The organism is Bacillus haynesii, from assembly GCF_014042035.1.
GTDB lineage: Bacteria > Bacillota > Bacilli > Bacillales > Bacillaceae > Bacillus > Bacillus haynesii.
On sequence record NZ_CP059494.1, the window covers coordinates 1,946,971 to 1,972,367 of the forward strand.

General features: G+C 46.0%; 30 protein-coding genes and 1 tRNA gene. 12 read left to right on the forward strand and 19 right to left on the reverse strand.

The window, feature by feature from the left end:
- Window positions 1–36: 36 nt before the first annotated feature.
- Window positions 37–228, reverse strand: coding sequence for a membrane protein YhzF (gene yhzF, locus H2R00_RS09645; protein ID WP_003180258.1), 192 nt, complete (start codon window positions 226–228; stop codon window positions 37–39).
- 161 nt (window positions 229–389) lie between these two features.
- Here yhzF and H2R00_RS09650 point away from each other — a divergent pair, with 161 nt between their 5' ends.
- Together H2R00_RS09650 and H2R00_RS09655 are read left to right on the forward strand one after the other, a co-directional pair.
- Complete coding sequence (locus tag H2R00_RS09650) at window positions 390–746, forward strand: YtxH domain-containing protein (protein WP_154998583.1); 357 nt, start codon at window positions 390–392, stop codon at window positions 744–746.
- 193 nt (window positions 747–939) lie between these two features.
- Window positions 940–1,560 (forward strand): HTH-type transcriptional regulator Hpr, encoded by a 621-nt coding sequence (locus H2R00_RS09655; protein WP_043927088.1) that lies wholly within the window; start codon window positions 940–942, stop codon window positions 1,558–1,560.
- On the opposite strand, the gene H2R00_RS09660 is transcribed toward H2R00_RS09655, so the two are convergent.
- Entirely contained in the window at window positions 1,557–1,904 is a 348-nt protein-coding gene (locus H2R00_RS09660; protein WP_154998585.1) for a YhaI family protein, read from the reverse strand. The genes H2R00_RS09655 and H2R00_RS09660 overlap by 4 nt on opposite strands.
- A 213-nt stretch (window positions 1,905–2,117) precedes the next feature.
- Between H2R00_RS09660 and H2R00_RS09665 the strand changes: the two genes are divergently transcribed.
- On the forward strand, window positions 2,118–2,633 hold the full coding sequence (locus H2R00_RS09665; RefSeq protein WP_154998587.1) for a DUF3267 domain-containing protein: 516 nt from the start codon (window positions 2,118–2,120) through the stop codon (window positions 2,631–2,633).
- Between the two features lie 78 nt (window positions 2,634–2,711).
- Entirely contained in the window at window positions 2,712–2,927 is a 216-nt protein-coding gene (locus H2R00_RS09670) for a hypothetical protein (protein ID WP_003180249.1), read from the forward strand.
- A 53-nt stretch (window positions 2,928–2,980) separates the two neighbouring features.
- Here the strand turns inward: H2R00_RS09670 and H2R00_RS09675 are convergent, their stop codons facing one another.
- Together H2R00_RS09675 and H2R00_RS09680 are read right to left on the reverse strand one after the other, a co-directional pair.
- Window positions 2,981–3,079 (reverse strand): YjcZ family sporulation protein, encoded by a 99-nt coding sequence (locus H2R00_RS09675; protein WP_003180247.1) that lies wholly within the window; start codon window positions 3,077–3,079, stop codon window positions 2,981–2,983.
- Window positions 3,080–3,205: 126 nt separating this feature from the next.
- The gene (locus H2R00_RS09680) at window positions 3,206–3,292 is read right to left on the reverse strand and encodes a YjcZ family sporulation protein (protein ID WP_003180245.1); all 87 of its coding nucleotides are present in this window, start codon (window positions 3,290–3,292) and stop codon (window positions 3,206–3,208) included.
- A 163-nt stretch (window positions 3,293–3,455) separates the two neighbouring features.
- On the opposite strand from H2R00_RS09680, the gene H2R00_RS09685 reads away from it, so the two are divergent.
- Window positions 3,456–4,316 (forward strand): peptidylprolyl isomerase, encoded by an 861-nt coding sequence (locus tag H2R00_RS09685; RefSeq protein WP_154998589.1) that lies wholly within the window; start codon window positions 3,456–3,458, stop codon window positions 4,314–4,316.
- A 44-nt stretch (window positions 4,317–4,360) separates the two neighbouring features.
- On the opposite strand, the gene H2R00_RS09690 is transcribed toward H2R00_RS09685, so the two are convergent.
- The 6 genes from H2R00_RS09690 to H2R00_RS09715 all read right to left on the reverse strand — a co-directional run bounded on the left by H2R00_RS09690 (window position 4,361) and on the right by H2R00_RS09715 (window position 12,140).
- Complete coding sequence (locus H2R00_RS09690) at window positions 4,361–4,594, reverse strand: sporulation YhaL family protein (RefSeq protein WP_154998591.1); 234 nt, start codon at window positions 4,592–4,594, stop codon at window positions 4,361–4,363.
- Between the two features lie 68 nt (window positions 4,595–4,662).
- Window positions 4,663–5,607: a 3'-5' exoribonuclease YhaM gene (gene yhaM, locus H2R00_RS09695; RefSeq protein WP_043927095.1), complete on the reverse strand. Its 945-nt coding sequence runs from the start codon at window positions 5,605–5,607 to the stop codon at window positions 4,663–4,665.
- 49 nt (window positions 5,608–5,656) lie between these two features.
- A complete protein-coding gene (locus H2R00_RS09700) occupies window positions 5,657–8,623 on the reverse strand; it encodes an AAA family ATPase (RefSeq protein WP_182070926.1) in 2,967 nt (988 codons plus the stop codon).
- Window positions 8,624–8,636: 13 nt separating this feature from the next.
- A complete protein-coding gene (locus H2R00_RS09705) occupies window positions 8,637–9,863 on the reverse strand; it encodes a metallophosphoesterase family protein (protein ID WP_182070927.1) in 1,227 nt (408 codons plus the stop codon).
- A 119-nt stretch (window positions 9,864–9,982) separates the two neighbouring features.
- Complete coding sequence (locus tag H2R00_RS09710; protein WP_182070928.1) at window positions 9,983–11,251, reverse strand: ABC transporter permease; 1,269 nt, start codon at window positions 11,249–11,251, stop codon at window positions 9,983–9,985.
- Complete coding sequence (locus tag H2R00_RS09715; RefSeq protein WP_154999623.1) at window positions 11,244–12,140, reverse strand: ABC transporter ATP-binding protein; 897 nt, start codon at window positions 12,138–12,140, stop codon at window positions 11,244–11,246. The genes H2R00_RS09710 and H2R00_RS09715 overlap by 8 nt, the downstream gene beginning before the upstream one ends.
- Window positions 12,141–12,257: 117 nt before the next feature.
- Here H2R00_RS09715 and H2R00_RS09720 point away from each other — a divergent pair, with 117 nt between their 5' ends.
- A complete protein-coding gene (locus H2R00_RS09720) occupies window positions 12,258–12,443 on the forward strand; it encodes a YhzD family protein (RefSeq protein WP_003180228.1) in 186 nt (61 codons plus the stop codon).
- A gap of 76 nt (window positions 12,444–12,519) precedes the next feature.
- On the opposite strand, the gene H2R00_RS09725 is transcribed toward H2R00_RS09720, so the two are convergent.
- From H2R00_RS09725 to H2R00_RS09760, 8 genes are all read right to left on the reverse strand, one after another.
- Entirely contained in the window at window positions 12,520–12,798 is a 279-nt protein-coding gene (locus H2R00_RS09725; RefSeq protein ID WP_154999624.1) for a hypothetical protein, read from the reverse strand.
- Between the two features lie 4 nt (window positions 12,799–12,802).
- Window positions 12,803–12,940: a hypothetical protein gene (locus tag H2R00_RS09730; protein WP_182070929.1), complete on the reverse strand. Its 138-nt coding sequence runs from the start codon at window positions 12,938–12,940 to the stop codon at window positions 12,803–12,805.
- Window positions 12,930–14,048 carry a Rap family tetratricopeptide repeat protein gene (locus tag H2R00_RS09735; protein ID WP_182070930.1) on the reverse strand — a complete coding sequence of 373 codons (1,119 nt, stop codon included), beginning with the start codon at window positions 14,046–14,048 and terminating at the stop codon, window positions 12,930–12,932. Before H2R00_RS09735 ends, H2R00_RS09730 begins: the two co-directional genes overlap by 11 nt.
- Window positions 14,049–14,174: 126 nt before the next feature.
- The gene (locus H2R00_RS09740) at window positions 14,175–14,951 is read right to left on the reverse strand and encodes an enoyl-CoA hydratase (RefSeq protein ID WP_154999626.1); all 777 of its coding nucleotides are present in this window, start codon (window positions 14,949–14,951) and stop codon (window positions 14,175–14,177) included.
- A gap of 135 nt (window positions 14,952–15,086) precedes the next feature.
- Window positions 15,087–16,604, reverse strand: coding sequence for a coproporphyrinogen III oxidase (locus H2R00_RS09745; RefSeq protein WP_154999627.1), 1,518 nt, complete (start codon window positions 16,602–16,604; stop codon window positions 15,087–15,089).
- Window positions 16,605–16,747: 143 nt separating this feature from the next.
- Window positions 16,748–17,611 (reverse strand): Cof-type HAD-IIB family hydrolase, encoded by an 864-nt coding sequence (locus H2R00_RS09750; protein ID WP_043927105.1) that lies wholly within the window; start codon window positions 17,609–17,611, stop codon window positions 16,748–16,750.
- A 447-nt stretch (window positions 17,612–18,058) separates the two neighbouring features.
- Entirely contained in the window at window positions 18,059–18,412 is a 354-nt protein-coding gene (locus tag H2R00_RS09755; protein ID WP_154999628.1) for a YlbF/YmcA family competence regulator, read from the reverse strand.
- Between the two features lie 122 nt (window positions 18,413–18,534).
- On the reverse strand, window positions 18,535–19,665 hold the full coding sequence (locus tag H2R00_RS09760; protein WP_182070931.1) for a DUF445 domain-containing protein: 1,131 nt from the start codon (window positions 19,663–19,665) through the stop codon (window positions 18,535–18,537).
- 330 nt (window positions 19,666–19,995) lie between these two features.
- On the opposite strand from H2R00_RS09760, the gene H2R00_RS09765 reads away from it, so the two are divergent.
- From H2R00_RS09765 to H2R00_RS09785, 5 genes are all read left to right on the forward strand, one after another.
- Entirely contained in the window at window positions 19,996–21,081 is a 1,086-nt protein-coding gene (locus H2R00_RS09765) for a YheC/YheD family endospore coat-associated protein (RefSeq protein ID WP_154999630.1), read from the forward strand.
- On the forward strand, window positions 21,078–22,436 hold the full coding sequence (locus H2R00_RS09770) for a YheC/YheD family endospore coat-associated protein (RefSeq protein ID WP_182070932.1): 1,359 nt from the start codon (window positions 21,078–21,080) through the stop codon (window positions 22,434–22,436). The genes H2R00_RS09765 and H2R00_RS09770 overlap by 4 nt, the downstream gene beginning before the upstream one ends.
- Window positions 22,437–22,579: 143 nt before the next feature.
- Complete coding sequence (locus H2R00_RS09775) at window positions 22,580–22,798, forward strand: YheE family protein (RefSeq protein ID WP_182070933.1); 219 nt, start codon at window positions 22,580–22,582, stop codon at window positions 22,796–22,798.
- Between the two features lie 18 nt (window positions 22,799–22,816).
- The gene (locus tag H2R00_RS09780) at window positions 22,817–23,698 is read left to right on the forward strand and encodes a helix-turn-helix domain-containing protein (protein WP_182070934.1); all 882 of its coding nucleotides are present in this window, start codon (window positions 22,817–22,819) and stop codon (window positions 23,696–23,698) included.
- Between the two features lie 115 nt (window positions 23,699–23,813).
- Window positions 23,814–24,920 carry an ABC transporter ATP-binding protein gene (locus H2R00_RS09785; protein WP_182070935.1) on the forward strand — a complete coding sequence of 369 codons (1,107 nt, stop codon included), beginning with the start codon at window positions 23,814–23,816 and terminating at the stop codon, window positions 24,918–24,920.
- Between the two features lie 40 nt (window positions 24,921–24,960).
- On the opposite strand, the gene H2R00_RS09790 is transcribed toward H2R00_RS09785, so the two are convergent.
- On the reverse strand, window positions 24,961–25,185 hold the full coding sequence (locus H2R00_RS09790; RefSeq protein ID WP_076793266.1) for a hypothetical protein: 225 nt from the start codon (window positions 25,183–25,185) through the stop codon (window positions 24,961–24,963).
- A gap of 129 nt (window positions 25,186–25,314) precedes the next feature.
- Here H2R00_RS09790 and H2R00_RS09795 point away from each other — a divergent pair.
- Window positions 25,315–25,390, forward strand: a tRNA-OTHER gene (locus tag H2R00_RS09795).
- The last annotated feature ends 7 nt before the right edge of the window (window positions 25,391–25,397 follow it).

The following is a 25,397-nucleotide window of genomic DNA, read 5'->3' on the forward strand; positions in this document are numbered from 1 at the left end:
TTTGATGGTCAAAAAAAGGGGAATCCGCCCGATATCTTATATAAGAAGCTGAATAAAAAAAAGGAGCAGGAGCGCCAATCCTGCGCTTCCCGTACAAAAAAGCGCTTTTTGTTTAAGAATGCGTTTCGGCGGATAAGATGCAGAATATCCGAGAAGCCTTAAATAATAAAAGGAGCCGGCGGTAAACACAGCGCTTATAATTGTCAAAACAATAATAATGACAGACAACCCTCTCCCTCCTTTTTAAAAAAGTATGCTAAAATAAAGCAAGCTATGCAGAAGTTTCTAAGAAGAGGAACGGATTGCCTGGCTCGGACGCCAATATTTAATCATGAGAAGACGGGCGCCTGCCAAGCCTGATCTTTAAAAATATAACCGGGGTGATGTACATGTCAAAAGGCCGATCTTTAGCAGCTGGACTGATTGTAGGCGGTGTTATCGGCGGTGTTGCAGCATTGCTGACCGCGCCGACTTCAGGAAAACACTTGAGAGGACAGCTTAAAGCCAACTGCGGTAAATGGGAAGACACCGTCAAAAGGCTGAAAAACGACGGAATCGCATTAAAAGAGCAATTCGTTAAAACCGCCATAGAAGGCGCGGAAATCATCAAAGACGTCGGCAGCGAACTGCAAACGTCCATCCAGGAATGGCGCGAGGAAATCAAACCTCACCAGCAGGACTTAAAAAAGGAAATCGCTGAGATTGAAGAAAAGATAAAACAGCTGGAGAAAACCTTACAAAACTAATATACTCAGCGAAAAAAATGAACCTTAAAAAAGGGGTGTGAATGGAAAATTTTCACGCTCTTTTTTTAGGTAAAATCCTGATTTCACACCGTAAAACTGGATTTTTTAAAAATTTCGTAAATTTACATCTTTATTAATCTTTATTTTATTGGCATAATAGAAATTATAAGATAAAGAGAAGCAGGTGAAGTGAATGAATCGAGCGGAAGAGCCCTATACGGTGAAAGAAGCCCTTTTATTCAGTCAAAGAATGGCACAGCTTAGCAAGGCGCTTTGGAAGTCGATAGAAAAGGATTGGCAGCAGTGGATTAAACCTTATGATCTGAACATTAACGAGCATCATATTTTGTGGATCGCCTACCAGCTGAACGGAGCATCCATTTCAGAAATCGCCAAGTTCGGCGTCATGCACGTATCCACAGCGTTTAACTTTTCAAAAAAGCTTGAGGAAAGAGGTTACCTGGAGTTTTCCAAAAAATTGAATGACAAACGAAACACTTACATTCAGCTGACTCCGAAAGGTGAAGAAGTTTTCCTTAAAATCCTCGAGTCTTACGATCCGACCCGGAACGCCGTCTTAAAAGGCGCTCAGCCCCTTCATCAGCTGTACGGGAAGTTTCCAGAAATCGTCGAGATGATGTCGATCATCCGCCATATTTACGGCGATGATTTCATGGAAATTTTCGAAAAATCGTTTTCAAACATCGAAAGTGAATTTACGAGCGAAGAGGGCAAAATGAAGAAAAAACAAGAAGCAAAAGAAGCCGGGGAATCGATAGAGATGGACAAACCGCTTGAGCCTCTTAAAAACTAAGCCAGATCATATTGCCTGATAATGCTGATGAATTCGCTCATCAGCGGTTTGTATAGACCTTGTCTGTGAAGGGCGAAAATCGTTTCGTGCACTTCAAGTTTTTCATTTAACTGTCCCGCAAAAAGCGTGAGGAGATGGTCGAACATCACAAATCCTTGCGCTTTTTGTGCTTCAAGCTCCTTTGAGAGCTCTTCGCACAGCTTTTCCGTTTCCTTTGCTTCTTCCTCTGATAAGCCCTTTTCGATCAATATTTTATAATACGGATAACCTTCCATATCCGCATTGTTCAATAACAGTTTGATGTAATATTCCAGCCGCTCAAGGCGTTGCTCCATTGAGTTCATATTTGTCCCTTCTCTCCCTTTCTCTTATTTTAGCCGATATTCCCTTCTGATGAAAGTTCAACACGGGAGATTTCTGTTCCTTTTACACCCTTCTAAATTCTTTGGAAAATGACGAAATTTTTTTCGGAAAAGGGATTGATTTTTCTCATCCAGAGGAGTAAATTATTCTGAGGATTTCATATAACAGTTTGTTGAAACGGAAGGATGTCATTTATGAGTTGCTGGAAAACCATCAATCTCGTTAAAGATTATGGAGGCATGCGCATCGTGCTCACTGCCGTCAGTTTAATGATTTTATTTTTTATTCCCGAATATTTAGCGATGCAGCTTATTCATCCGCAAACTGTTCAGAGAGGCGATCATGCCCTTTTGTTTGCAGGACTTTTGGTTGCGGCTATAATCGCCCATAAAATTCTTCATATCTTGCCGATGATCAGCAAGAAAAAAATAGAAAAAAAGATTTATTGGTTGAAAATGAGAACATGGAGAGAAATTCCGAAAAACACGATGCTTGTCTCTCTTCTCTGCCCTTTTTTCGTCATCACGCCTGTATTATTTTACGCGGGGGCAGTGATGCCGAGCTTTGCTCATTATTTCTGCATCATTTCAAGCATTCATTTCGGCTATTGTCTGCCTGATTTTCTGTTTGCCTGGAAACTGATCAAAGCGCCTAAAAACTGTTTTGTCGATCAGGAAGCCGACGATTTTGATATTTTAATACAAAAATAATCCAGCTGCTAGGCACTTGGAAAATCCTTTTTTTCAGTCTATTTTCTATCTTTTTTAATAAATATTTGGTAATGTAGTATGGAGCAGAAACAGAGAGGGGGATCTCCTATCATCCTTTTTTATTTCATCTTGTTTGCGGTTTTTACTGTCTTCAACATAAACAAGCTTACAAACTCTTTATGCCTTGTCAGAGAGATTCCTGAAGAGCGGCAGGATAAGGTATTTAGAATGATTAATGTGCTGATCTTAATTTTATTGATCTCATCATTCATTGAGATTTCCTTTACGGTGTAAAGAAAAAAGGATAGCTGCCGATCGTATTGATCCGGCAGCTATCCTTTTGTTGATTAGCATATCCAAGAAGCACCAATAATAATTAATAAGATGAACAGTACCACAAGCAGCGCAAAGCCGCCAGCGAAACCTCCTGCATAACCGTCGCCCATAATGACACCTCCTCTGCCCCAGTCGTTACATTAGTGTATGCACGAATGTCATGAAACGATTAGGCTATCGTCCAAAAGAAAAGAACCGCCTGAAAAAATGACGGTTCTTTTCTCATTTTCTAAGATTTAGTACAGATAAGCTGCACCAACGATGATTAATAAAATGAACAACACGACCAATAAAGCAAAACCGCTTGAGTATCCTCCGCTCATGTTATTGACCTCCTTTTCTTGATCAATATATTTGTATGAGCGGAATGAAAATTTGACTAGACGGATGCCCCTCTGTTGAAAATCTTTTTACAGCATGTCAGAATATGATATGATACAATTCAAAGGAAAGTTTAAACTGTTATGATTAGGAGTGTTTGCATTTATGAAGAAGATTGCAATTGCGGCGATTACAGCGACAAGCGTGCTGGCTCTCAGCGCATGCAGCGGGGGAGATTCTGAGGTTGTTGCAGAAACAAAAGCTGGAAATATTACAAAAGAAGACCTTTATCAAACATTAAAAGACAATGCCGGAGCGGACGCACTGAACATGCTTGTTCAGCAAAAAGTACTTGACGATAAATACGATGTCTCCGACAAAGAAATCGACAAAAAGCTGAACGAGTACAAAAAATCGATGGGTGACCAGCTCAACCAGCTCATTGACCAAAAAGGCGAAAAATTCGTCAAAGAACAGATCAAATACGAACTTCTGATGCAAAAAGCCGCAAAGGATAACATAAAAGTAACTGATGATGACGTAAAAGAATATTATGACGGCCTGAAAGGCAAAATCCACTTAAGCCACATTCTTGTGAAGGAAAAGAAAACGGCTGAAGAAGTTGAGAAAAAGCTGAAAAAAGGTGAAAAATTCGAAGACCTTGCAAAAGAGTATTCAACTGACGGAACAGCCGAAAAAGGCGGTGACCTCGGCTGGGTCGGCAAAGACGATAACATGGACAAGGATTTCGTCAAAGCGGCATTTGCTTTGAAAACCGGTGAAGTCAGCGGACCTGTGAAATCGCAATTCGGCTATCACATCATTAAAAAAGACGAAGAGCGCGGCAAATATGAAGACATGAAAAAAGAGCTCAAAAAAGAGGTTCAAGAACAAAAGCAAAACGATCAAACTGAACTGCAATCTGTCATCGACAAACTTGTCAAAGATGCTGATTTAAAAGTAAAAGACAAAGAGTTGAAAAAACAAGTCGACCAGCGCCAAGCTCAGACAAGCAGCAGCAGCTGACGCCAAAAAAGCTGTCCTCCCCTCGCGGGGCCGGACAGCTTTTTTTATGCGATGGAATGGCTGTCAGCCGATTTTTCATGCTGTTCTTGATCTTCATCCAATGAACGCTTCGTGCGCTTTGCTTTTTCTTTTTCCATCCGTTCGATATAAATGCGGCCTTCTTTTTCGATAAAAGCCTGATCGATCTTTTCCTCTTCCTTTGCCGTCGTCATCAGCTTATAGGCGCTGAAAATAATGCCAACGATGCAAAGGTACACCCACCACGGAAACAGCAGCACGGCTTTTCCCCCTTTTTTGAATAAACTGTATATCAGACATTATGCAAAAGGGAGACAAGTTATGACGCTTATTTGTGAAAAACGGGCTTGTAAAAGGAACGGTTATCCAATGCAAAGACGCGTTCGGTATATTCTCCAGGCTTGACCCGTTCGAGCGCTCTGTCCATCATATTGATCTTCGCGTCAAGGTTGTCGATATAGTGAAGAATTTCCGCTTCCTTGACCATCGGCGGCTTCGGACTGCCCCATTCGGGTTTACCGTGATGGCTTAAAATCAAATGCTGAAGAATCAGCACTTCTTCTGAATCAATTTGAAGCTCTTCAGCGGCTTTTGCAATTTCTGTCACCATAATCGAAATGTGCCCCAGCAGGTTCCCTTCGACAGTATATGTCGTGGACACCGGGCCGGATAGTTCTTTTACTTTTCCAAGGTCATGCAGAATAACGCCTGCATACAAAAGGTCGCGATCGAGCGACGGATACAGGTCTGCGACCGATTTGGCCAGGTTCAGCATGGAGACAACATGATATGCGAGGCCTGACACGAACTCGTGGTGATTTTTTGTCGCAGCCGGATAATCAATGAATTCCTTGCCGTATTTTTTGACGAGGTGCCTCGTGATTCGCTGAATACTCGGGTTTTTCATTTCAAAAATATATTGAGTGACCGCATCCATCATTTCGTTTTTGGGAATCGGTGCAGTCTCAAGAAAGTCATCGATTTTGACATTTTCATTCTCGCCCGCAGGTCTGATGTTTCTCAGCTTCAGCTGGTTCCGCCCGCGGTAATGATGAATGTCGCCGACCACTTTCACGATCGTCTGCGGGCCGTAGGTCACTTCGTCCTGCTGCTTGGCGTCCCACAGCTTTGCTTCTATATCTCCGGACTGATCCTGCAGCATCAGCGTTAAAAATGGTTTCCCGTTGCTTGCGATTCCTTTCGTTGACGATTTAATAAGCAAATACAAATCCACCTGCTCGCCAACTTCGTGCAGCATGATACCTTTTGCCATGATAAAGCTCCCTCCGTTTTCCTACATAAAATCATTATAGCACACACTTTTATTTGTTAGTTATACCCTTCACTTCCACATTTTCCATAGCGGAAGGAAGCAGAATTACATCTTCGTCGCGAAAAGCTTCTCTTACATGTTCATGACACGTAAAATACAAGATTTGCTGATCTTCGCCTGAAAGCTTTTTTAAAATGTTCAGCACTTGTTTAAACCTCTCGTGGTCGAAGTGGACAAAGCTGTCATCCAGCTGGAACGGCAATTTGACTTCCTTTTGATGGGAGAGGGCCAGAGCGAATCGGATCGCTAAATAGAGCTGTTCACAAGTCGCCTGAGACAGTTCGTGGGCGTAAAAAACGGCTCCGTCTTTCCGCATGACCATCATGGAATCATCTGTTTCAGAAAAATAAATTTTTTCGTATTGTCCAGCAGTCAATGGGTTCAGTAATGTTTCAGCCATCTGTAATAACTTCGGAAGCCGAACCTTTTTATGTTCATCTATCTTGTTTTTGACCGCCTGCCGGATCAGCTTGACTGCGGCCCACTTTGTGGCCAGTTCGGCGACACGCTCTTTTTGCATCCCGGTCTGATAGGCGAGCTCGGATACCGCTCCCGATTCCTCAAGTCTGACCAGCTCTGCATGAAGATTAGCCGCCTTTTGCCTTTCTTCTGCCAGCTGTTTTTCTGTGCGGGCTCTTTTTTCCTGCGCCTCGGCCAGCTTTCCTTTCAGTTCTGCAAGAGAGTGGCCTGATGCGAGCATGACGGCCTTCTCGTCCTGCCTGCCGAGCTCTCTTTTGAGCTGCCCGAGCCTTGCCGTTAATTCTTTTTTGGTTTGGTCGCGCTTCGCCAGTCTGATAAACATCTCACGTCCGTCCGCCCCTGCTTTTTGAAAGAGTTCGGCAATTTGGGATTGGAAGTATTCCGTCTCTTTTGTCAGCTCTTTGATTTGTTCGGCTGTATGCTTTAAAGACACGTCTGCTTCCTGTTTTTGCCGAAGTTTTTCTTTTTGGGACTCAAGCGTGCTTTTCAGCTGAAACACCTGCTCTTGGACGCTTCCTCCCGTGAGGCTGAGGGATGAGACAAGCTTTCTCAAGCCCGCTTCAAAGGATGCTTTTTTGGCCTGAAGGCGGCTCAGTTCCTTCTCGATATCCCGCTTTTTCAACATTTCCTCTCGGAGTTCCTTGATCAAAGCGTACGCATCAGCTAAAAATGACGGGTCGATTGGCAGGTTCAGCTCTTTCAAATAGCGTTCGGTCTTCTCCTGATACGGACGGATATCCTTTTCCCACTCTTCGAACTTCTGAATCGCTCTTTCATATTCCGCTTCTTTCTGTCTGAGTTCAGCTTGTTTTGCGATGAGAAGCTGCCGGGTTTGGTCGTCCTTCCACAGCTCTTCCCTTAAAGCGTTGTCACTCACTCCGCTTTTTGAACCGCTGCGGTCAATGTCGTCCAGCTGTTTTTGAATAAAAGCCGCTGCCGCGGAAGGCTCAGGCTTTTTTAGAACAAAAGCGGCAACTATGAGCAAGATCGGCACGAGCAAAGCGCCCGGAAACCACTCCTTGAAAAAGAGCGCCGCACAAGCTGCCGCACAAGCAGCACAAAGCGCTGCCGCACAAGCTGCCTTTCTTCTTTTCATCCGAACTTTTTGTTCTTTCTTCAGATAGGAAAGCTGAAGGATCAGCTCTTCCCGCCTTCCGGCATGACCGCCGGCGGACGCAAGGCGGCTAAGGGTTTCTTCCTTTTGCTTGCGGACATCATCCGGCATCACTTCATTGCTGAGAGCGGCATGGGCCTGTTCAGCTTCCTCCAAATCAGCCCTCGCCTGCTCAAACCGCTCGTCGAGCGACCGCTTCAGTTCGCGAAACTCGATGTATGCCTGGACGGTTTCCTGCAACTTCCATTCGTATTCATACGTGGTGTTTGCATTGAGGATATCGTATTCCTCAATTTGCAGGCGCTCAAGCCCCGCTTGAACCTGTCCGTTTATCTGGTGAAGCTGTTCAGTCAAAGACGCGATTTTTTCGGTATACGACTGGTAAAACGGATATGCTGTTAAAAGCTCTTCCGCTTCGGCTTCGTGCTCGAAGAAGGCTTCAACCGGTGCAAAAGCGGCGGCGCGCTGTTCCAAACCGCGCTTTTTTTCTTCCAGCGCCTCCAGCTGAGCCGCTTTTGGATGCAGGTGGGATTCGAGCTTTTCGAGCTCAAAAAGTCCGCCTTCGGGGAAACGGCTTTCTCCTGAGCCGCCGAAAGATGCGAGCTGCTCTTCCAGCTGGCGCTTTTCCGCGGCCGCCGGCAGAATCTCAATCGCCTGCTCGATTTGTGAGACGAGGTGCTCAAGATCTTTCAGCAGTTGACCGCTTTCCTTTATCGACGCCTCAGCGCCTTTTTTTTCGTTTAAGAGACGGTGATAGTCGCCTTCCCGCGCCTTCGCCTTTTTCAAATCTTCGGAAAGCCTTTTTAACCGATCGAGCTCTTGATTCAGCTCAGGCTTCCGTCCGTTCGGTTTAAACAGCTCTTCCTGTTTTTTCACGAGGCCGGCATCCATCTTGGAAATCGCATCAGAGCCGAACAGACTCGAAAACAGCAGAAAACGGCCGATTTTGTCGCGGTTGAATTTATGAATTTCCTGAAGGCCGAACACGTCAAATGAGTAGATCGCTTTATACAGCTGCCTGTCGACGCCTGACAGCAGCTCATTTAAAAAAGCTTCCGGCTTCATGCTGCCGTCTTCCAGATAAACGGTGACCCGCTCAGGCTTTCCGGCCGTCCGTTCGATTCGGATCTGACCTAAATCAGGGTGTCCGACTTCAAGCATCCCCCCGTAAATGACGCCCGTTTTCGGCTCGTACCGTTTCGTCTTCGGAAAACCGAACAGCACGCTTTCAATAAACGACATGAGCGTCGTTTTCCCGGCTTCATTGAGCCCATAGATCAAATGCAGATTTGAAGGAGACAGGCGAAACGTCTGATTGGCAAATTTACCGTATCCATATATATGTATCGCATGTATATTCATCCTGCATCCTCCCTTATCTTTTCAATGTCTTCAGTTCATGAAGCAGCAGTTTTTCCGCCTGTGCGCGAATGTCCCGGAAGTCTTCCTCATTAAACCGCTCTCCGTGCCTTCTAAAGACCGGATGCCGCTCCAAATCGTCAAGAATCAGGCTGAAATCCTGAAATTCATGCATTTCTTGCAAAAGCTCCTGGAAAAAAGCGTCCCGTTCGATTCCCGACAAGGCGGCATCGGTTTGATCTTCGATTGCGGTAAGCCAGATGAACGCGTCTTCCTCCCGCTCTTCTTCATGGAAGATGTCAAGGATCTCGTCCGCAATGCCGGCCTGTCCTTCCGCCAAATAAGAGGGTGTTTCTCCTGTCAATACCATCTTAACGCATGCGGGCTTGCCTCTGTTTCTGAAGGATTGAAAGGCATCCTGCATCAGGCTGATCAGCTCTGTCATCTGCTTTGTCCCGGAGATTTCGATGCAGGCCGTTTCCCACAGGACATCCGATACGGCTTTAAATTCGAAGGACAGTTCTCCGCCGCAAACATTGACGAGATAGCAACCTTTCTCACCCGTTTCCTTCATGTGCCGGGATTGCGTATTTCCCGGATAAATCACAGCCGGATCGGCGGCTGAAATGACCTGTCTTTTATGTATATGGCCAAGCGCCCAGTAATCCATCTGGCCTTTTTTTAAATCTTGAAGGGAAAAAGGACAGTACGGGTCATGGACGCTCTCCCCGGAAAGCGTCCCATGTATCATCCCGATATGCAGAGGTGCGTCGGTCGTTCTTTTGATTTCAGCTGCCTTATTGGCAAAAACAGCGCGCTCGGGATAGCTGTAGCCGTAGATGGTTGCGGCAAGCCGGCCGGCCTTGTAAAATGATTTTTCTTCAATGTCTTCCGATGAAAAGATGTGAACGTTGTCCGGCCATTCAATCGGTGTCCAATCGCCGCCCAGATGATCGTGATTGCCAAAAATCACATAGACTTGAATGTTGTTCTCTTTAAGCTTTAAGAATTGCTTTCTCAAAAACATCTGTGCTTTTAAACTGCGGTTTGCTTCGTCGAAAAGGTCGCCGGCAAGCAAAATGAAGTCGGCCTGTTCATCAATCGCAAGCTTAAACACATTTTCAGCGCTTTTAAATGTGCTGTTTTTGATCCGCCGGTAAACCTCTTCAGGTAGCCGGCTGATGCCGTGAAACGGACTGTCCAGGTGCAGATCGGCCGCATGAATGAAAGTGATGTTTGTCAATCTTCTGCTCCTTTTCTTAAAACATTCTGCTCCCATTCTATCACGGGTTGAAAGCGAATGCACGTTCTACTCTTTGCATGCAAAAAGCAGCTTTTCTTTCAAGCTGCTTTTCTCTTTTATTATTGATCTTTTGACAGACGAAGTGCCTGTTTGATATTTTTCAATCCGCCGCCGCTCGTGTACATGAGCACGCCACCTTTATACACCCTCGCCCCGATGACGGCGAGAATCACAATGGTAAGAGCGGTGATGCCGATGCCGAGAGCCGCTTCCCAAAACGGAATATCAAGCACGCCGACTCTGAGGAACATGATCATCGGCGCAAAGAACGGAATGAATGAAGTAACGGTAATGAACGTTGAATCTGGTGTGCTTAGCCCGACCATGGCAATTACGAATCCGGCGACGACCAGCAGAATCATCGGCGAAATCATCTGCTGAACATCTTCAATCCGGCTGACGACGCTTCCGAGAAATGCCGCAAGAGTTGCGTAGAGGAAGTAGCCGAGCATCAAGAAAATGGCCGCGTACACAAGCGTTGCAGTAGGTACTCCGGAAATGTCAAGAAATCCTTTAATCATATCGGCTGCATCCCCTCCCTTTTCCTGGCTGGACTGAAGAGAAAGATAGCCGACAAGAAACAGCGCGGCAATCTGTGTCAATCCCAACAGAGCGACGCCGAACAGTTTGGCGAACATTTGCTGGACAGGCGGCACGCTGGAAATTAAAATTTCCATCACGCGGGAAGACTTTTCCGTCGCAACTTCTGTCGCGATCATTGACGCGTACGTCAAAACCGAAAAATAGATGACAAACAGCACAACATATACAAGCCCTGTCGCCTTTTGAAGCTCTTCCTCGGTTTTCGCGCCTTCTTTCAAGGCGACACTGTTGATTTTTACCGGTGTAAACAGTTCACTCAGCTTTTCCTGCGGTACGTTCAATTCAGCCGTTCCAACGGCGATCTTTGCTTGTGAGAGCGCCTGTTCAATCGTGGAGACAGCTGTGGAATCAGCGATTTCGAGCGCTTTATACGTTCCCTTCAGCACGCCTTTTTTATCTCTGTCCAGGATTAAAATGCCTTCGAGCTTTTCGTCTCTGACGTCTTTTTCAAGCTCTTTTTCCGGCTTATCCGCTTTTTCGACTTCCAAAGCTTCATTATTGTCGAGTGCTTTCACTTGCTGGGCAAACGTGTCGTACAGCTGATTTGAGCGGTCAATGACAGCGATTTTATCACCCTCTCCGCCGTCATCAAACATGGAAATAATCGATCCCAGATTTGTGACGAGCACGACAAGCGCAAGCGTGATGGCCGTTGAAATGATGAACGACTTCGTTTTCAGCTTGCTGAGATATGTATGAAAAAGAACAATCCAAAACTTATTCATAACGGGCACCTACCTTTTCGACGAAAATATCATGCAAAGAAGGCTCTTCAAGTTCAAACTTTCTGATAAACCCGCGTCCTTGAAGCATTGTAAACAGCTCTTGAGAGACTTCCTCATTTTCGACCTGCAGGCGGACTCCTTCGGAATGATCCCGCCATTTGACGATGCCGTCCGCCTCTTTCAAGAAGCTCAAGTCGCCGTCTGCGTGAATCGTGACATTCTTTCTGCCAAAAGAACGTTTGATTTCTTTTAATTTCCCTTGAACGACAGGCGTCCCGCGCTGCAAAATGCAGACGTGTTCGCACAGCTCTTCGACATGCTCCATCCTGTGACTTGAAAAAACAATCGAGGTGCCGTCGTCTTTCAAAGAAATGACCGCATCTTTTAAAAGCTCGACATTCACCGGATCGAGCCCGCTGAACGGCTCGTCAAGAATCAAAAGCTCCGGCTTGTGCAGCACGGCCGTGATGAACTGGATTTTTTGCTGGTTCCCTTTGGATAGCTCCTCAACTTTTTTGTCGGCGTATTCCGTAATATGAAACCGTTCGAGCCACTTCTCCATTTCCTTGAGCGCAGTTTGTTTTGTCATGCCTTTCAGGCGGCCGAGGTACACGAGCTGATCTTTCACCTTCAGCTTCGGGTACAGTCCGCGCTCTTCAGGCAAATAGCCGATGCTGTTTGTGACACCGTAGTTAATCGGCTGTCCTTTCCATGTGACAGTACCCTCTGTCGCATTCAAAAGGCCGAGTATCATTCGGAATGTCGTCGTTTTCCCTGCTCCGTTGGCGCCGAGCAGACCGAACATTTGCTTGTCTGGAATCTCCAGCGTCAGATCGTTTACAGCTGTGAATGAACCGAACTTTTTCGTGACGTGATCGATTTTGAGCATTATAACTCCTCCTTCCAATTTACAATCATACGTTAGTCATACCATTTTAAAAAGGATTTTTTTGATTTTTATATAATTTTAAACAAATAGATCATATTTTGAGAAAGGGGAAGAGAAATGGAAAATTATTATGTAACCGTTTTCGATACTAGTGGAGAAACGCTTTTAAATGAGCGATTTGAAGCGGCAGATGATGAAGAAGCGAAAGAGAAAGGAAGAGGAATGCTGAAGGAAAAGCAATTTTTGGAGCATACACACCGGGTAGTACATTCGTCCGGTAAAATCATTGTTTTCCGCAGCTGACTAAAATACGGGGTAAGGCGGCGCTTCAGGGGGAAGGTCTCTGGCTGCCGCCGCCTGCCCTTTGATCCGCCAAACCCTAGCGGATCATCAAAACAATGAGCAGTCCCATGTTGATGAAACCGAGTAAAAACGATACGTAAGCGACGCCTTTATTTTTTGGCAGAAAATAAAGGCCATTGACCGCCAGCACACAGATGATGACAGCATCAAACATTCGAAACAAAAGATCCTGCAAGCGGTAGGCCGGAGCGAAAAAACAAATCACAGAGACGATCAGGATGAAAAGGCAAGAGACTGTAATATACATCGTCCATTCTTTCGCTGCGTCAGCCCGCTCATTCTCAGATGAAATCATGTCCTTAAACTCGGGCCTCCTTGTCAGTCGTGATCATTTTGTCCGCATACAAGGAAGGGGCTTTCCCCGCATTTGCCAAAAAGCTTGAAGACGTTAACACAACAGCCAGCGACACCATGACGAACAACAGTTTAGCTTTCATACAACGCATCTCCCCTTTTGATTTTTCGTCTTGCCTGAGCACACTTTTCATAGTAAAAAATGGAATCTTCAAGCCGCTCAATTTGATTATAATACTGGGCTGCGTCTAAAGCCAGCTCTTCAACAGCAGCATATAAATGGTTTGACTCCAAATAATCAAATCCGTTTTCCACAGCTTTCTGATCCCCGTCGTCCAAATACAGCCCACACAGGATGCTAAGCTTTGCCGCGTGTTCTTCATCCCCGAGCGATGCCGCGCTTCGGATGCCTTTTTCATAACAGGCGGCAGCTCCGGAATGGTTTCCCTGCTTTAGACGAACGTACATCAAGTTGTACAGCACTTTTGGAATATATGATGAACTTTCCTGTTCAAAAATGGAAAGGGCGCTCTCCATATGATCTGAGGCTTCCCGGTACGATTCTTGATGGAAGTAGCAATTTCCCAAATTAAAATGAGCGGCTGCCGTCAAATGGCTGTTTTTGATTTTCCTGGCGTCTTCAAGCGCATTGGCCAGGCTTTTCAGCGCGGGTCCGTATGTCATTGATTCAACCCAATTGCCGGCAATGATAAAATCGCAGAAAATCTTTTTTTCTTTTAGCGTTTCATACCGGTTAAAAATATCGGAAGCGAGCGTCGCATAGTTGATCGATAGGTATCTCTGGTTGATATAATAGTAGATTTCCGCAAGCTTATAATAAAATTCGGCTTTTTCAACCTCGTCTTCCAATGCGCTGACCTTTTGTTCAGCCGTTTTATAGCAGCCGATTGCCTTGACGAACCGTTTTTGTTTGAATTCATACATCCCTTTAAAAAACCAATAATAGTAGTTCAGTAAACCTGTCATTTGGTCTTCTCTTTCTTCTAAGTCGCGGAGGTTTTTTTCGATATTTTCAGTCTTTTCCGGTTTCAAATAGCTGAGCATCAGCTTATGCCTGAATTCAAGCAGCGAATAGTAGAGCAGGACGTCCTGATTTTCTTCCATGTCTTGAAAATCATTTAAAATTTCCGCTTTCAATGATTCACTGGCGGCGACCTGATTTTTCCGAATGGCGTTGTACCAATCATTCAGCTTTCTAGCAACGTATTCAGATGGAATCTTTTGTTTCAATTTCCCCGCCTCCCGTGAGCTCGTACAGACCTGTGTCTTATGAATCATTTTATAGAAACTTAAATTTTTTTACAATTGCTTCTGTACATCATTTCCCAAGATCAATTTCCTGCCGGGCCGCTCTTGTTATACTTGCTGACGGTTAAATTGCGGCTGACGCTTTTCTAAAAATGCGCGGATCCCTTCCTGATGGTCACTCGTCAGCCGCATTTTCATCTGGGCCACTTTCTCGAGTTCGAGCGTTTTTTGCAGCCGCCCGCCATTCAGCGCCTGATAGATCTTTTTCGTTTCAATCATCGCTGCCAGCGGAGCGTGCAGAAGCTTTTCAAGATAGATGCGTGCAAAATGGCCGGAGTCCCCGCTGAATACGGCGTCTGCGATCCGAAGCTCGTGCGCTTCGGCCCCCGTCAATTTTTTCCCGCTCCAAATCAATTCTTTGGCCGCAGCTTCACCGACTCTCCGCTCTAAAAAGAAGTGTCCGCCCCCATCGGGAACAAGCCCGATGCCGATAAAATTCATCGCCAGCTTCGCCTCTTTTTCGACCAGTACATGGTCGCAGCTGAGCGCGAGGCTCAATCCCAGACCTGCGGCCGCACCGTGTACAGCCGCTACAGTTATTTTCGGCATGCTGTAAAGCTTCACCGCAATTTCAGAAATCGTGTCAATGAGGCGGGCGGAGCCGTCTTGATCTCCGGAAGAGAGCATCATCTTAATGTCTCCGCCTGCAGAAAATCCTTTGCCGCTGCCTCTCACGAGGAGGAGCAGCGATTCGCTTTCCTCTGCAACACGCAAAGCTTCATTCAGCTCTTCAAGCATTTTTTCGTTCAGGGCATTGTACGCCTCAGAGCGATTCAGCACAATTTCAAATATCCCGTTTTCGTCTTTCCATTTGATATACTCCATCTTGCACCTCCGTGAATACGTTTACAATTGTTACTATTTAAACTATTCCACCTTTGCCCTCTAAAACCTTTTTTTGTTGCCGATTCCGGCTTGATTCCGCAATAAAAAAGCTGCCGGTGATCCCGGCAGCAGCTTCTATTCTTGTTGAGAGCCGCTTTTTGCATGCTTCTGAAAAAGCTCAGACAAATAGCGGATTTTTTCGTTTGTATAGTGTTCAAATCTGTCATTGTACGTTTTCGGGTCTTTCGGATTGGAGAAGTGCGTGATTTTTCCCGTTCGCGGATCGACAAATTTGCTCGCAGCTCCGCAGCCGATCCCGATAATCGTCTGTTTTTCCTCCATGATCATAATGTTATAGATGCTTTCCTGGCCGGGAAGGGAATAGCCTATATTCTCCAGGTTGCCGAGAATGTTTTTCTGCCTGTACAAATAGTAGGGATGGTAGCCGTGCTGTTTCGTCCACGAGACAGCGTCATCCATCATCGCGACAATCTCCTCGCGGTCAGCCACCTTATACTTATGCTTGTTCTTCGTCATTTCAGACGCGCGCTTAAATGACAGCGTATGAACGGTCAATGATTCGGGCATTAATTTTTCAGTTTCGGAAAGAGAGTTTCTGAATTCTTTTACCCCTTCGCCCGGAAGGCCGATGATCAAATCCATATTGATATTCGACATGCCGGCATTTCGCGATAGATGATACTTTTCGATCGTTTCTTCCACGGTATGGTGGCGTCCGATCGCTTTCAGCGTTTCATTTTCGTAAGACTGCGGGTTAATGCTGATTCGGTCGATGTTCCATTTTTTTAAGACCGCGAGCTTTTCCTCTGTGATCGTATCGGGCCGTCCAGCCTCAACTGTGACCTCGCGGATATTTTTCACATCGGGAAATGAACGGTACATTTCTTCATACAATAGATCCATTTCTTCAGCGGTAATGCTTGTCGGCGTTCCGCCGCCGAAATACACGGTCGTGATGCTGACATCGTTCTCCTCGAGCCATTCACCGATTTTTTGCATTTCATAGTGAAGCCCCCACAAAAATGAGCCGACCCGTCCGGCTTGTCCTCTGATCGCATACGCCGGAAACGTGCAGTAGGCGCACTTCGTCGGGCAGAACGGGATGCCGATGTAAATGCTGACCTCTTGACCCAGCTCATACAAATCGGGTACAGCTTTCAGCTGACGGTCAATGATGTTTTGCATCAGTTCGATCTTTTCGTCGTGAATTAAATAGTCCCGCTTCAGCTCGGCATGGGCCTCTTCCTTTGGCATGCCGCTCTCAAGCTTTTTGTGAAGCAGCTTTGTCGGACGGACACCGGTGAGAATCCCCCATTTCTGAATGATCCCGGTATGCTCCTGAAGCATGCTCAAAAAAACGTAGGAAACGGTGTTCTTCACCTGTTTAAACGCTTCCTTTTCCGTCAGTTTTGGGTCAATGTTTTTCGCATATTCTGCTGTAATGTCCGTATCTTTTATCGTACCCGAAGCCTTAACACCGTTCTCTTCCCGTTCATAGCCGAGAACGATTGCAAGGTCTGCCGGCGCTTCTTCGCCAAAAGCGACTTCGCTTTCTTCAAAGAATAAGTTGGCTATATGCTCAAGCGGTCTCTGGAACCTTACGTCTTGGAGCCCTTCTATATAAATGCGCAATGTCATCACCTTTTTCGTTTCAAAACTTTCTTTAGTGTACAAAAATAAATGGGCAAAATCAATCCGGGAAACAAACATTCCTTTAAGGCAGCGATGAATGAACAATCCCCGCATTCAAGTTGAAAGCGGGGACCCTATAAGAATCAGACTTTTTTAATATGGAATTTTTTAAGAAACCCTTTGCTTTGCTGCATTCTGAAGTATTCTTTAATCATATAAGCGACGCCCTGTTCATCATTGGAGCGCGTTACCCAATCCGCTTTTTGCTTGACCTCCTGAGGAGCATTGCCCATTGCGACTCCGAGCCCGGCAAGCTCGATCATCGGAAGATCGTCGATATCATGGCCGATCGCAACGACATCTTCCATTTTTAAACCGAGGTCGGCGGCGAGCATCGTCAAGCCCGCTTCTTTCGAAATCCCTTTATGGACGATCAGCATTTTTTCTCCCGCTTCAATGATGTCGACGAGAGGAAACGCATTTGTGATCGTCTGCCTGATTTCTTCGGACTGTCCTGTTGAGCAATAAACCTCGATCACCGGTGCACTGACCGGTTCATCCATCAGCATGTCGCTCAGCGAATCGACAAACTGGACGGGATAAAAAATCGGGTCAGACGGGTGAATCATCGTTTTCCCCAGCAGGTTGGAATTCGTTTTTTTCCGGTTTCCAATCGAATATTTTTCATGGAGAATTCTGATATTGCAATCATAGCTTTCCAGTATTTGAACAAGGTTAAATGTCTGTTCTTCGGAAATCCTTTTTTCTAATAAAGGTTCGTCGATTTTGTCCGCTATAATCGCTCCGCTGTGTGTAATCAGCTTCGTATCCAGCTTTAAAGATTTGGCGATTTTTTGAGCGGAGCGGAAATGTCTGTTCGTCACAAGCGTAACATATACACCTTTCTTCTTTGCATATTCGATCGCTTCCTTCGTTGCGGGATGAAGCCGTCCGTTTGTCCGAAGCAGCGTTCCGTCTATATTCAGCGCAAGCATTTGTTTTGACACCAGGAGGTCCCCCTTCTTTGATGACTGAATCTGTTATAGAGGATATGTCCCGGTCCCTTTTTTTAGAACAGCCCTCTTGATGTACATACTAAAAAAAGCCTGTTTTCACAGACTTTTTACTTCGCATCGTTTGGATACGATCATGATTCTCCCTCATATTCAAAACAGTGAATTCAACGCCCCTTTCGTTCAATTCACCGTATATTGACAACCCCTTTATTTGACCAGCAGACGTGCTTTCAGTCTGTCAATTTCCTCTGTACCCCTTATCATTTTGCCGCCAGTCCGTTTTTCATGATCGTATCCCGGCAAAAAATGAAAGCACTTACATTTAGTATTATCGCAACTATTTCACGAATTGACAAGTCTTTTTTTAAATCTTTATGAACGTTATTTGTTCACTTAGTGAAAAAATCCCCTCTTGTCTTGACAAGGGGGGATTTTTTATCAGCTCTCTGGATTTCCGTAAAGCTCTTCCAAAGGCTTCATGATGATTTTGTTTAATTCAGCAATCAGCATGCTCATCCGCTGTTCCGCTTCCATCAGCTGCGAGATTTTTTCATGCTGCTGGACGAGCGCCACGGATTTTTGCGCTTGTTCGACCTCTTCCTGAGTGATGTCTTCGCCGTTCATCTGTTTTTGCTGAAGGTTCAATTGAATATCGCGAAAGTTATCAAACATCTTTTTAGCAGATGGGTCGCCATTCACCTCATCATAAAGATTTTTCAATCGGGAATATTCATCGCTTTGACGCAAGGCTTGTTCCAAGTCATAAGCCGAGTCATGTAAATTGACCGTCATCCTGATCCGCTCCTTTCCTGCCTGTATTCTTCTTATGGAATCGGCACCACTCCACTATAACAAACTATGGAGTGTTTTTCACAGTTATACGATAATTCCGTTTGAACAGGCCGTCTTCAGCCTCATATCAAAATCACAAAGATGGCTTGCACGGCTCCGATGATTCCGCCAAGCAGGCCGCCTAAATACGTGATCATTTTGAACTCCCGCTTGGAAATGGACAACACCATTTCTTCAAGACGTTCAACGGGGAAATTGTCCACCTGTTCCTTGACGATTTGCTCGAGCTCTAGCTGCTTGAGCACTTGATCCAGGCGGCGGCCCGCCTCTTCGAGAATGCGGTCGGCCATCTGCGGCAGGCGCAAAGCGATGTCCCGCTCAAAACTAGAAATAGAAGAGCCAATCGTCTTTTCGAAAAACGGCTGAAGCGAGAATCGTTTCAAAAACTTTTCCTTCAAATCGAAAATGAGAGGCTTGAGGTTCCATTTGTCATCCGCTTCCTTGAACGTATATTCTTTCAGCTTGTCCCATTCGTTTTCAAGCAGATCTGTTAAGAACCGCGCGGTCTCGCCGTTCTTTAAAAACTTCACAATCTCCGGCTGAACGCGGTCAACCAGACTGCTGTTGCCTAAAAACATCTGCACCATGCTGCCGAGCATGCCCCGTTCTTTCAAAAAATCGTCAATCATATGTCCGAGGCGTTCCTTTCCTTCATCGCTTTCAAAGTAGCTGACAGCCCGGCTTAAAATATAGCCGGACACCATTGGAATTTTCTCTTTCAGCTTTTCCTGGGCCTCAAGAGGGATAAGCTCTTTCAGCGGTTCATTTTCATACGCCTCTAAAAATGCGGACAGCTTCTCATCCGCCCATCTGGATACCGCTTGATCCGCTTTTTGAGCGGGATTTGAAATTCCGATGCTTTCCAATGCTTCTTCAACGGTGGCCGTTGATTGCGAGAGATGCGCCAAGAGCCGCTCTCCAACCTGCACCGCCTGGCTTTTGACCGCATCGGATGCAAGCCTTTTTTTGATCCCTTCTGTTGTCAGCAGATGGCCTGTGACCATCTGTCCCATCTGCCTCGCCAATTCATCGCGCCTTTTCGGAATTAACCCGGGTGTAAAAGGAACCCTTTTTCCAAATATGTAGATCGCTTTATATGGGCGAAAAAGCATTTTAATCGCAAAATGATTCGTTACAGCGCCGATAAGTGCACCGACTGCAATCATAACGGCAAAAATCCCTAATACATACATGTTTTTTTCAACTGCCTTCCTTTTTACCTGACATCATAGCTGCACAGCGTGGGCCTTGACGATCGATCCTCACCGTCTTGCCTAACGTTATTATAGTAGCTGAATAAAAGACGGGCAAATAACGGAATGGAGCAAGCCGCTTCAAAATACAATGGGTCAGATGGCAATTGTATGAAGGGCGCTCTAAAATTTTTAATCATTTCCAATTTGCAAAAGCCTATTTCTGCAATCTCAAGCGTATCATGAAACAGAAGTCTATATATTAAAGTTTGCCCGAAGTTTGACAGTCTCAGCCTTTTAAGCCTTGTTTTTCATGAAGGAGGTATAATCATGATGACGCTTGGATTTATGTCGCTGTCGCACGAACATGAAAAAGCCTATGCCGAAGAACTGGCCAAAGCGGCTTCGGACTACGGAATCCGGTTTATCCGGTTCACGCCCCTGGATATTTCCCCCGGTTCCCTGCTTGTGAAAGGACTCTCCTTTCACCCGAAGTCAGGACAGTGGAATGAAATTGAACGAGAAATCCCGGAATTGATTTATGACCGCTGCTTTTACGGCAGGGATCAGCAATCGAAAAAAGCAAAACCGATTGTCGAATGGCTCAAAAAGTATCCTAAAACGACATTTTTAGGACTCGGACTTCCTGACAAATGGACGGTTTACAAAGCATTGAAAGCCGATCCCGTCATCAAGTCCTACCTTCCTGCAACAACGATTGCAGAAAATGCCCAGGATATCCTGCGCAAGCTTGCAAAAGAAAAATCGTGCATCTTGAAGCCTGCATCCGGATCAGGAGGCCGCGGCATCATTCACCTCGAGCTTACGGGAAAAACGGTGAAGGCCGCCTACCAAACCGGAAAACACAAACAGTTGAAGTCATTTTCGAAACAGGCCTCATTTGAAACTTGGTGTCAGAAAGTTCTTCAGCACCGCTATCTGCTGCAATCGTTCCTCGATATTCAAGACAAAGACGGTTTTCCGTGTGATATCAGACTGCTGCTTCAGAAAAACGGCTATGGCGAATGGGAAACAGCCGGTAAAACGGTAAGGCGAAGCTATCAGCACGGACTGCTTGCAAACCTGGCCGGAGGCTCAGAGGCGGTGAGCTTTGACAGCTGGCTTTTATCCGTGCCGAAAAAGCGCCAGCCCGTTCTTCTCGATGATTTAGAGACAATGGCGCAGGCCGTTCCCCTTGCGCTTGAATCGAATCACGGGCCATTATTCGAGCTCGGCCTCGATATCTGCCTGACGAAAGACGGAAGAGTCTGGCTGCTGGATGTCAATTCAAAGCCCGGAAAGCACGCTTTTATCAAACACTCTCCTGAAAAAAGGGAGCTTTTGTATAAAGGTCCTTTGGAGTACTGCTCATTCTTAACGGCTTCAGCCGGCGCGAAAGGGGCTGAGAAAAGATGACCGGTCAACCGCTGACGGTCGGCATCCACCAGACGAGCGAAAACACGATGCTCCTGCCCGCTTCTTTCAAACAGGACGGTTTGTTATTCGCGGCTTTCGGTACGAGTGTTGAACGATGCCATGTCTCATTTGACAGCCATTTGAAGCGCACCGTTTTATTATCTGAAAATCTGTACAAAAACCTGCGGATTCCGTACCGCGGCAAAGCCTCCCTGCTTTTTCGCGACAATACCGTCTATATCGGACCTTTAATCGGGATTTTCACGGCCGGTTTCACAAAATCGCAGCTGGATCCTGTCAGAGGGAGGTCTTTATTTTTTTCGAAGCTGCTGACGATGGATCTCCCGGCAGGGGGCTACAGCTATCTGTTCGGAGCGCACCAGATTAATTGGGAAGAAGGCACGGTTCAGGCTCTCATTTTCAGAGAAAACGGCTGGGAAGAGACCACAGTCCCGCTGCCCAATGTCGTTTACGACAGACTTCCGAACCGCAAAGCCGAAGAAACCGCCGCTCTGCGGGAAACAAAAACCCGGCTTATGGATGAATACCGCATTCCCTGGTTTAATCCGCGCTTCTTTAATAAATGGGAGATCTATGAATGTCTGCAGCAAGACGAGAGGACAGCGGAATTGCTTCCATTTTCGGCATTGGAGCCTGATGCCGATAAAATCGAAGATATGATCGACCAATACGGCTTCGTTTATGTAAAGCCCGCCGGCGGCAGTTTTGGCAAAGGCATATTTCAGCTTTCAAAACGGGAAGAAAACGGCATTCTCGCCAGACATGCCGAAGGCTTCACATCTTATTCATCCGCTGCTGAATGTTTAGATGAATGGCAGAGGCAACACAAACATACTTCTTTTCTTGCCCAGCAGGGCATTGAACGGATCGAAGTGGATCATCACCCGGCAGATTTCAGGGTTCATACAAACAAAAACGGAAAAGGCCAATGGACCGTCACAGCCATCGCGGCCAAAATCGCTGGAAAGGACGGAATTACAACCCACATGTCGAGCGGCGGAGCCGTCAAAACGCTTGCAGAGATTTATGATGATCCTCAGGAAAGGCTACACATTCTGCAAAAGCTGACAAAAGCGGCGGTCCTCCTCAGCCGGGTCCTTGACGAAAAGCTTGACGGTTTCATCGGGGAAATCGGCTTTGACCTAGGATTGGACCGTTCGGGAAAGGTGTGGCTGTTTGAAGCCAACTCCCGACCCGGCAGGGGAATCTTCTCCCATCCCCGTCTGGCATCTGTCAGCCGCTTAACGAAGAAAAGAAGCTTCGAATATGCTTCTTATTTAACTGAACAGTCAATCCTTAATCCGGAGGACATGTGGCATGACCTCAAGCCGTGAAGAATCTGCTTCTTCACGGTATTTTTTTGAAAAACTCCATTTGAAAAGAATCTATGATCTTTTCTGTGAATGAGATACAATGATAACAAATCAACGATTAGTCAGCTCGCTGGATTTTACCCACCTGAAATCAATGAAGGAGCGTGGCGTTAATGATTTCTCACTTTCAATGGAAGCCGCTGTTTAAAAAAGAAAGGCTTCCCGGCTGGAGAATATCGTTTTATCATAAAGGAATTCATTATGAAGGAATTTATCATAAATCCGGGGAAATCGAGTGGGGCAGCACATATCCCCCGCATGATGACGAGCCTTCCCTGAAAAGCGAAATCCACGAATTAATGCTCTTCCATATTTACGAGTAAAGAAAAGGACGTTGTCGTATGCTGGAGAAATTAAAGACGCTTTACGGTGAACGGATGGTTGTATCTGAGGCTGTTTCAAAACACGATGTATTATGGTTTCAAACCGACGAAGGCGAAACCTTCGGCGTTTTGAAAAGCGCGGTTACCGACCGGGAAAAAGAGCTGCTCCATTGCCTGTTCCGGCCTTTTTCAGAACCGCAACCAGCACAGCAGCTGACAAAGCGGGAGAAAGAATGGCATGAATATTTCTTTCGCGATGTCCCCCTTCAAAACCCGGGGAACATTCAGCTGATACAAGGCCATTTTTTTAAAATGGAGCATGTCCCTGAAGAAAGACAGGCGATCAAAGAAGCGGTCAGCGGCTTTTTTAAAGACCCGCTTGTTGTATGGTACGACCGGCATGAAGCCGTTATCGTCCACGAAAATCCTTCACCGTTTCTCGCAAGAAAAGAGCTGTCTGAGCTTGCGGATGCACTGACAAGCGATTTCATGGCAAACCCTGTGTTTTTCAGCGGCCAGCTTCATCCAGTCAACGGATCGCTTCAAGGCAAAATCCGCTTTGAAAAACAAATGTTTCATTATATGCTGGAAGCGGGTGACATCGAAAACGTCGCCACGTTTTGCCAGTTCCTCCCGTCTTTTTTGACAGCAAAACCGGAGCGGGTTCATGCTTCATCATTTTCGGACGCCGTAAGAGATGCGCTGTCTGATCCCGAGACATCCCTGACCATCAAAACGTATATGAGATGCAACCTGAATGCCTCTCTGGCAGCAAAACGTTTGTTTATCCACCGAAACAGCCTGCAGTACAGAATTGATAAATTCATCGAACGGACTGGGATTGACATCAGACAGTTTGAAGAAGCAGCCGCTGTTTATTTGATGATGCATCTCCTTTAGCGGCTTTAGCAACATGCACGAAAGGGATTTGTGCACCATGTCCATTTACACCGCACCGCCGTTTTTTATAAACTAAGATTATATAAAGCGCTTACATAAAAGAGGGGGAGAAAAAATGGCGGAACTCGTGCTCGATCAGATATATAAAGTATATGACAACAAAGTCACGGCTGTGGATAATTTTAATCTTCATATCGAGGATAAGGAATTTATCGTCTTTGTCGGACCGTCAGGCTGCGGCAAGTCGACAACGCTCAGAATGATCGCAGGCCTTGAGGAAATTACGGATGGCGAATTCACAATCGACGGCAAACGGATGAATGATGTCGCTCCTAAGGACCGCGACATTGCGATGGTATTCCAAAACTATGCCCTTTATCCGCACATGAACGTCTATGACAATATGGCTTTCGGCTTAAAGCTGAGGAAGTTTCCGAAGGATGAAATCAAACGGCGTGTCCATGAAGCGGCCAAAATTCTGGGCCTTGAACAATATTTGGACAGAAAGCCAAAAGCGCTTTCCGGCGGACAGCGCCAGCGCGTCGCCTTAGGCCGGGCAATCGTTCGGGACGCAAAGGTGTTCTTGATGGATGAGCCGTTATCAAACCTTGACGCCAAATTGCGCGTACAAATGCGCGCTGAAATCACAAAGCTTCATCAGCGCCTGCAGACGACGACCATCTATGTCACCCACGACCAGACTGAAGCGATGACGATGGCTACGCGGCTCGTCGTCATGAAAGACGGAATCATCCAGCAGGTCGGCGCGCCGAAGGAAGTCTATGAAAATCCGGAAAATGTGTTTGTCGGCGGCTTTATCGGGTCTCCTGCGATGAACTTTTTTACCGGCACTCTGAAAGAAGACATGTTTACATTCGAAGGCATTTCGATTCGCGTGCCGGAAGGAAAAATGAAAGTTTTGCGCAGCCAAGGTTATGCCGGCAAGGAAATTATCATGGGAATCAGGCCTGAGGATATCCATGATGAACCTGTTTTCATTGAAGCGTCAAAAGACTCGAAAATCGATGCGAAAATTGAGGTAGCCGAGCTGATGGGCGCGGAAACGATGCTTTATTCGCAAGCCGGCACTCAGCCGTTCATCGCCAGAGTCGATTCAAGGACCGATGTCCAGGCCGCCGATACACTTCCACTGGCGCTTGACATGAATAAAGCTCACTTCTTTGACAAAGAAACGGAGCTTCGCATCCGCTCTGAAGGATAATCCGGATTCAAACATTCTCCATGACCGAAGCATGCTACGACTATGCTTCGGTCGTTTTAATTTCAACGGTTTCTTCATAAGTACAGTCCTGGCAAGTATATAAATGAACGCATTCGGTTTGCGTTTGTTTAAATGAATCGAACTCCATATACGGACTGTAGGGACCGAAAAAATCGGTTGCTCTCCCGGCGTCCGCCATTTCCCCGCCGCACTTCGGACAATGCCTTGTCTGGACGAGAATGCCATTGCATACTGGGCACATCATCTTCTTCATCCTCCTGGCTTTTTCCCTTAGCTTGCCCCAATCCTAACCTTTTTGCCTTTCAACATTTACCAGATTAAAACGCGCATTTATTTTATCGAATCCACCATAATACGTAGTACAAAACAACATTGGGCTTTAGCCGAGAAGGCAGCGGTTTTCTATCGGTGAAAGCCGTCAGCTGGTGCAATTCCAGTCAGCCCAACCATACCATT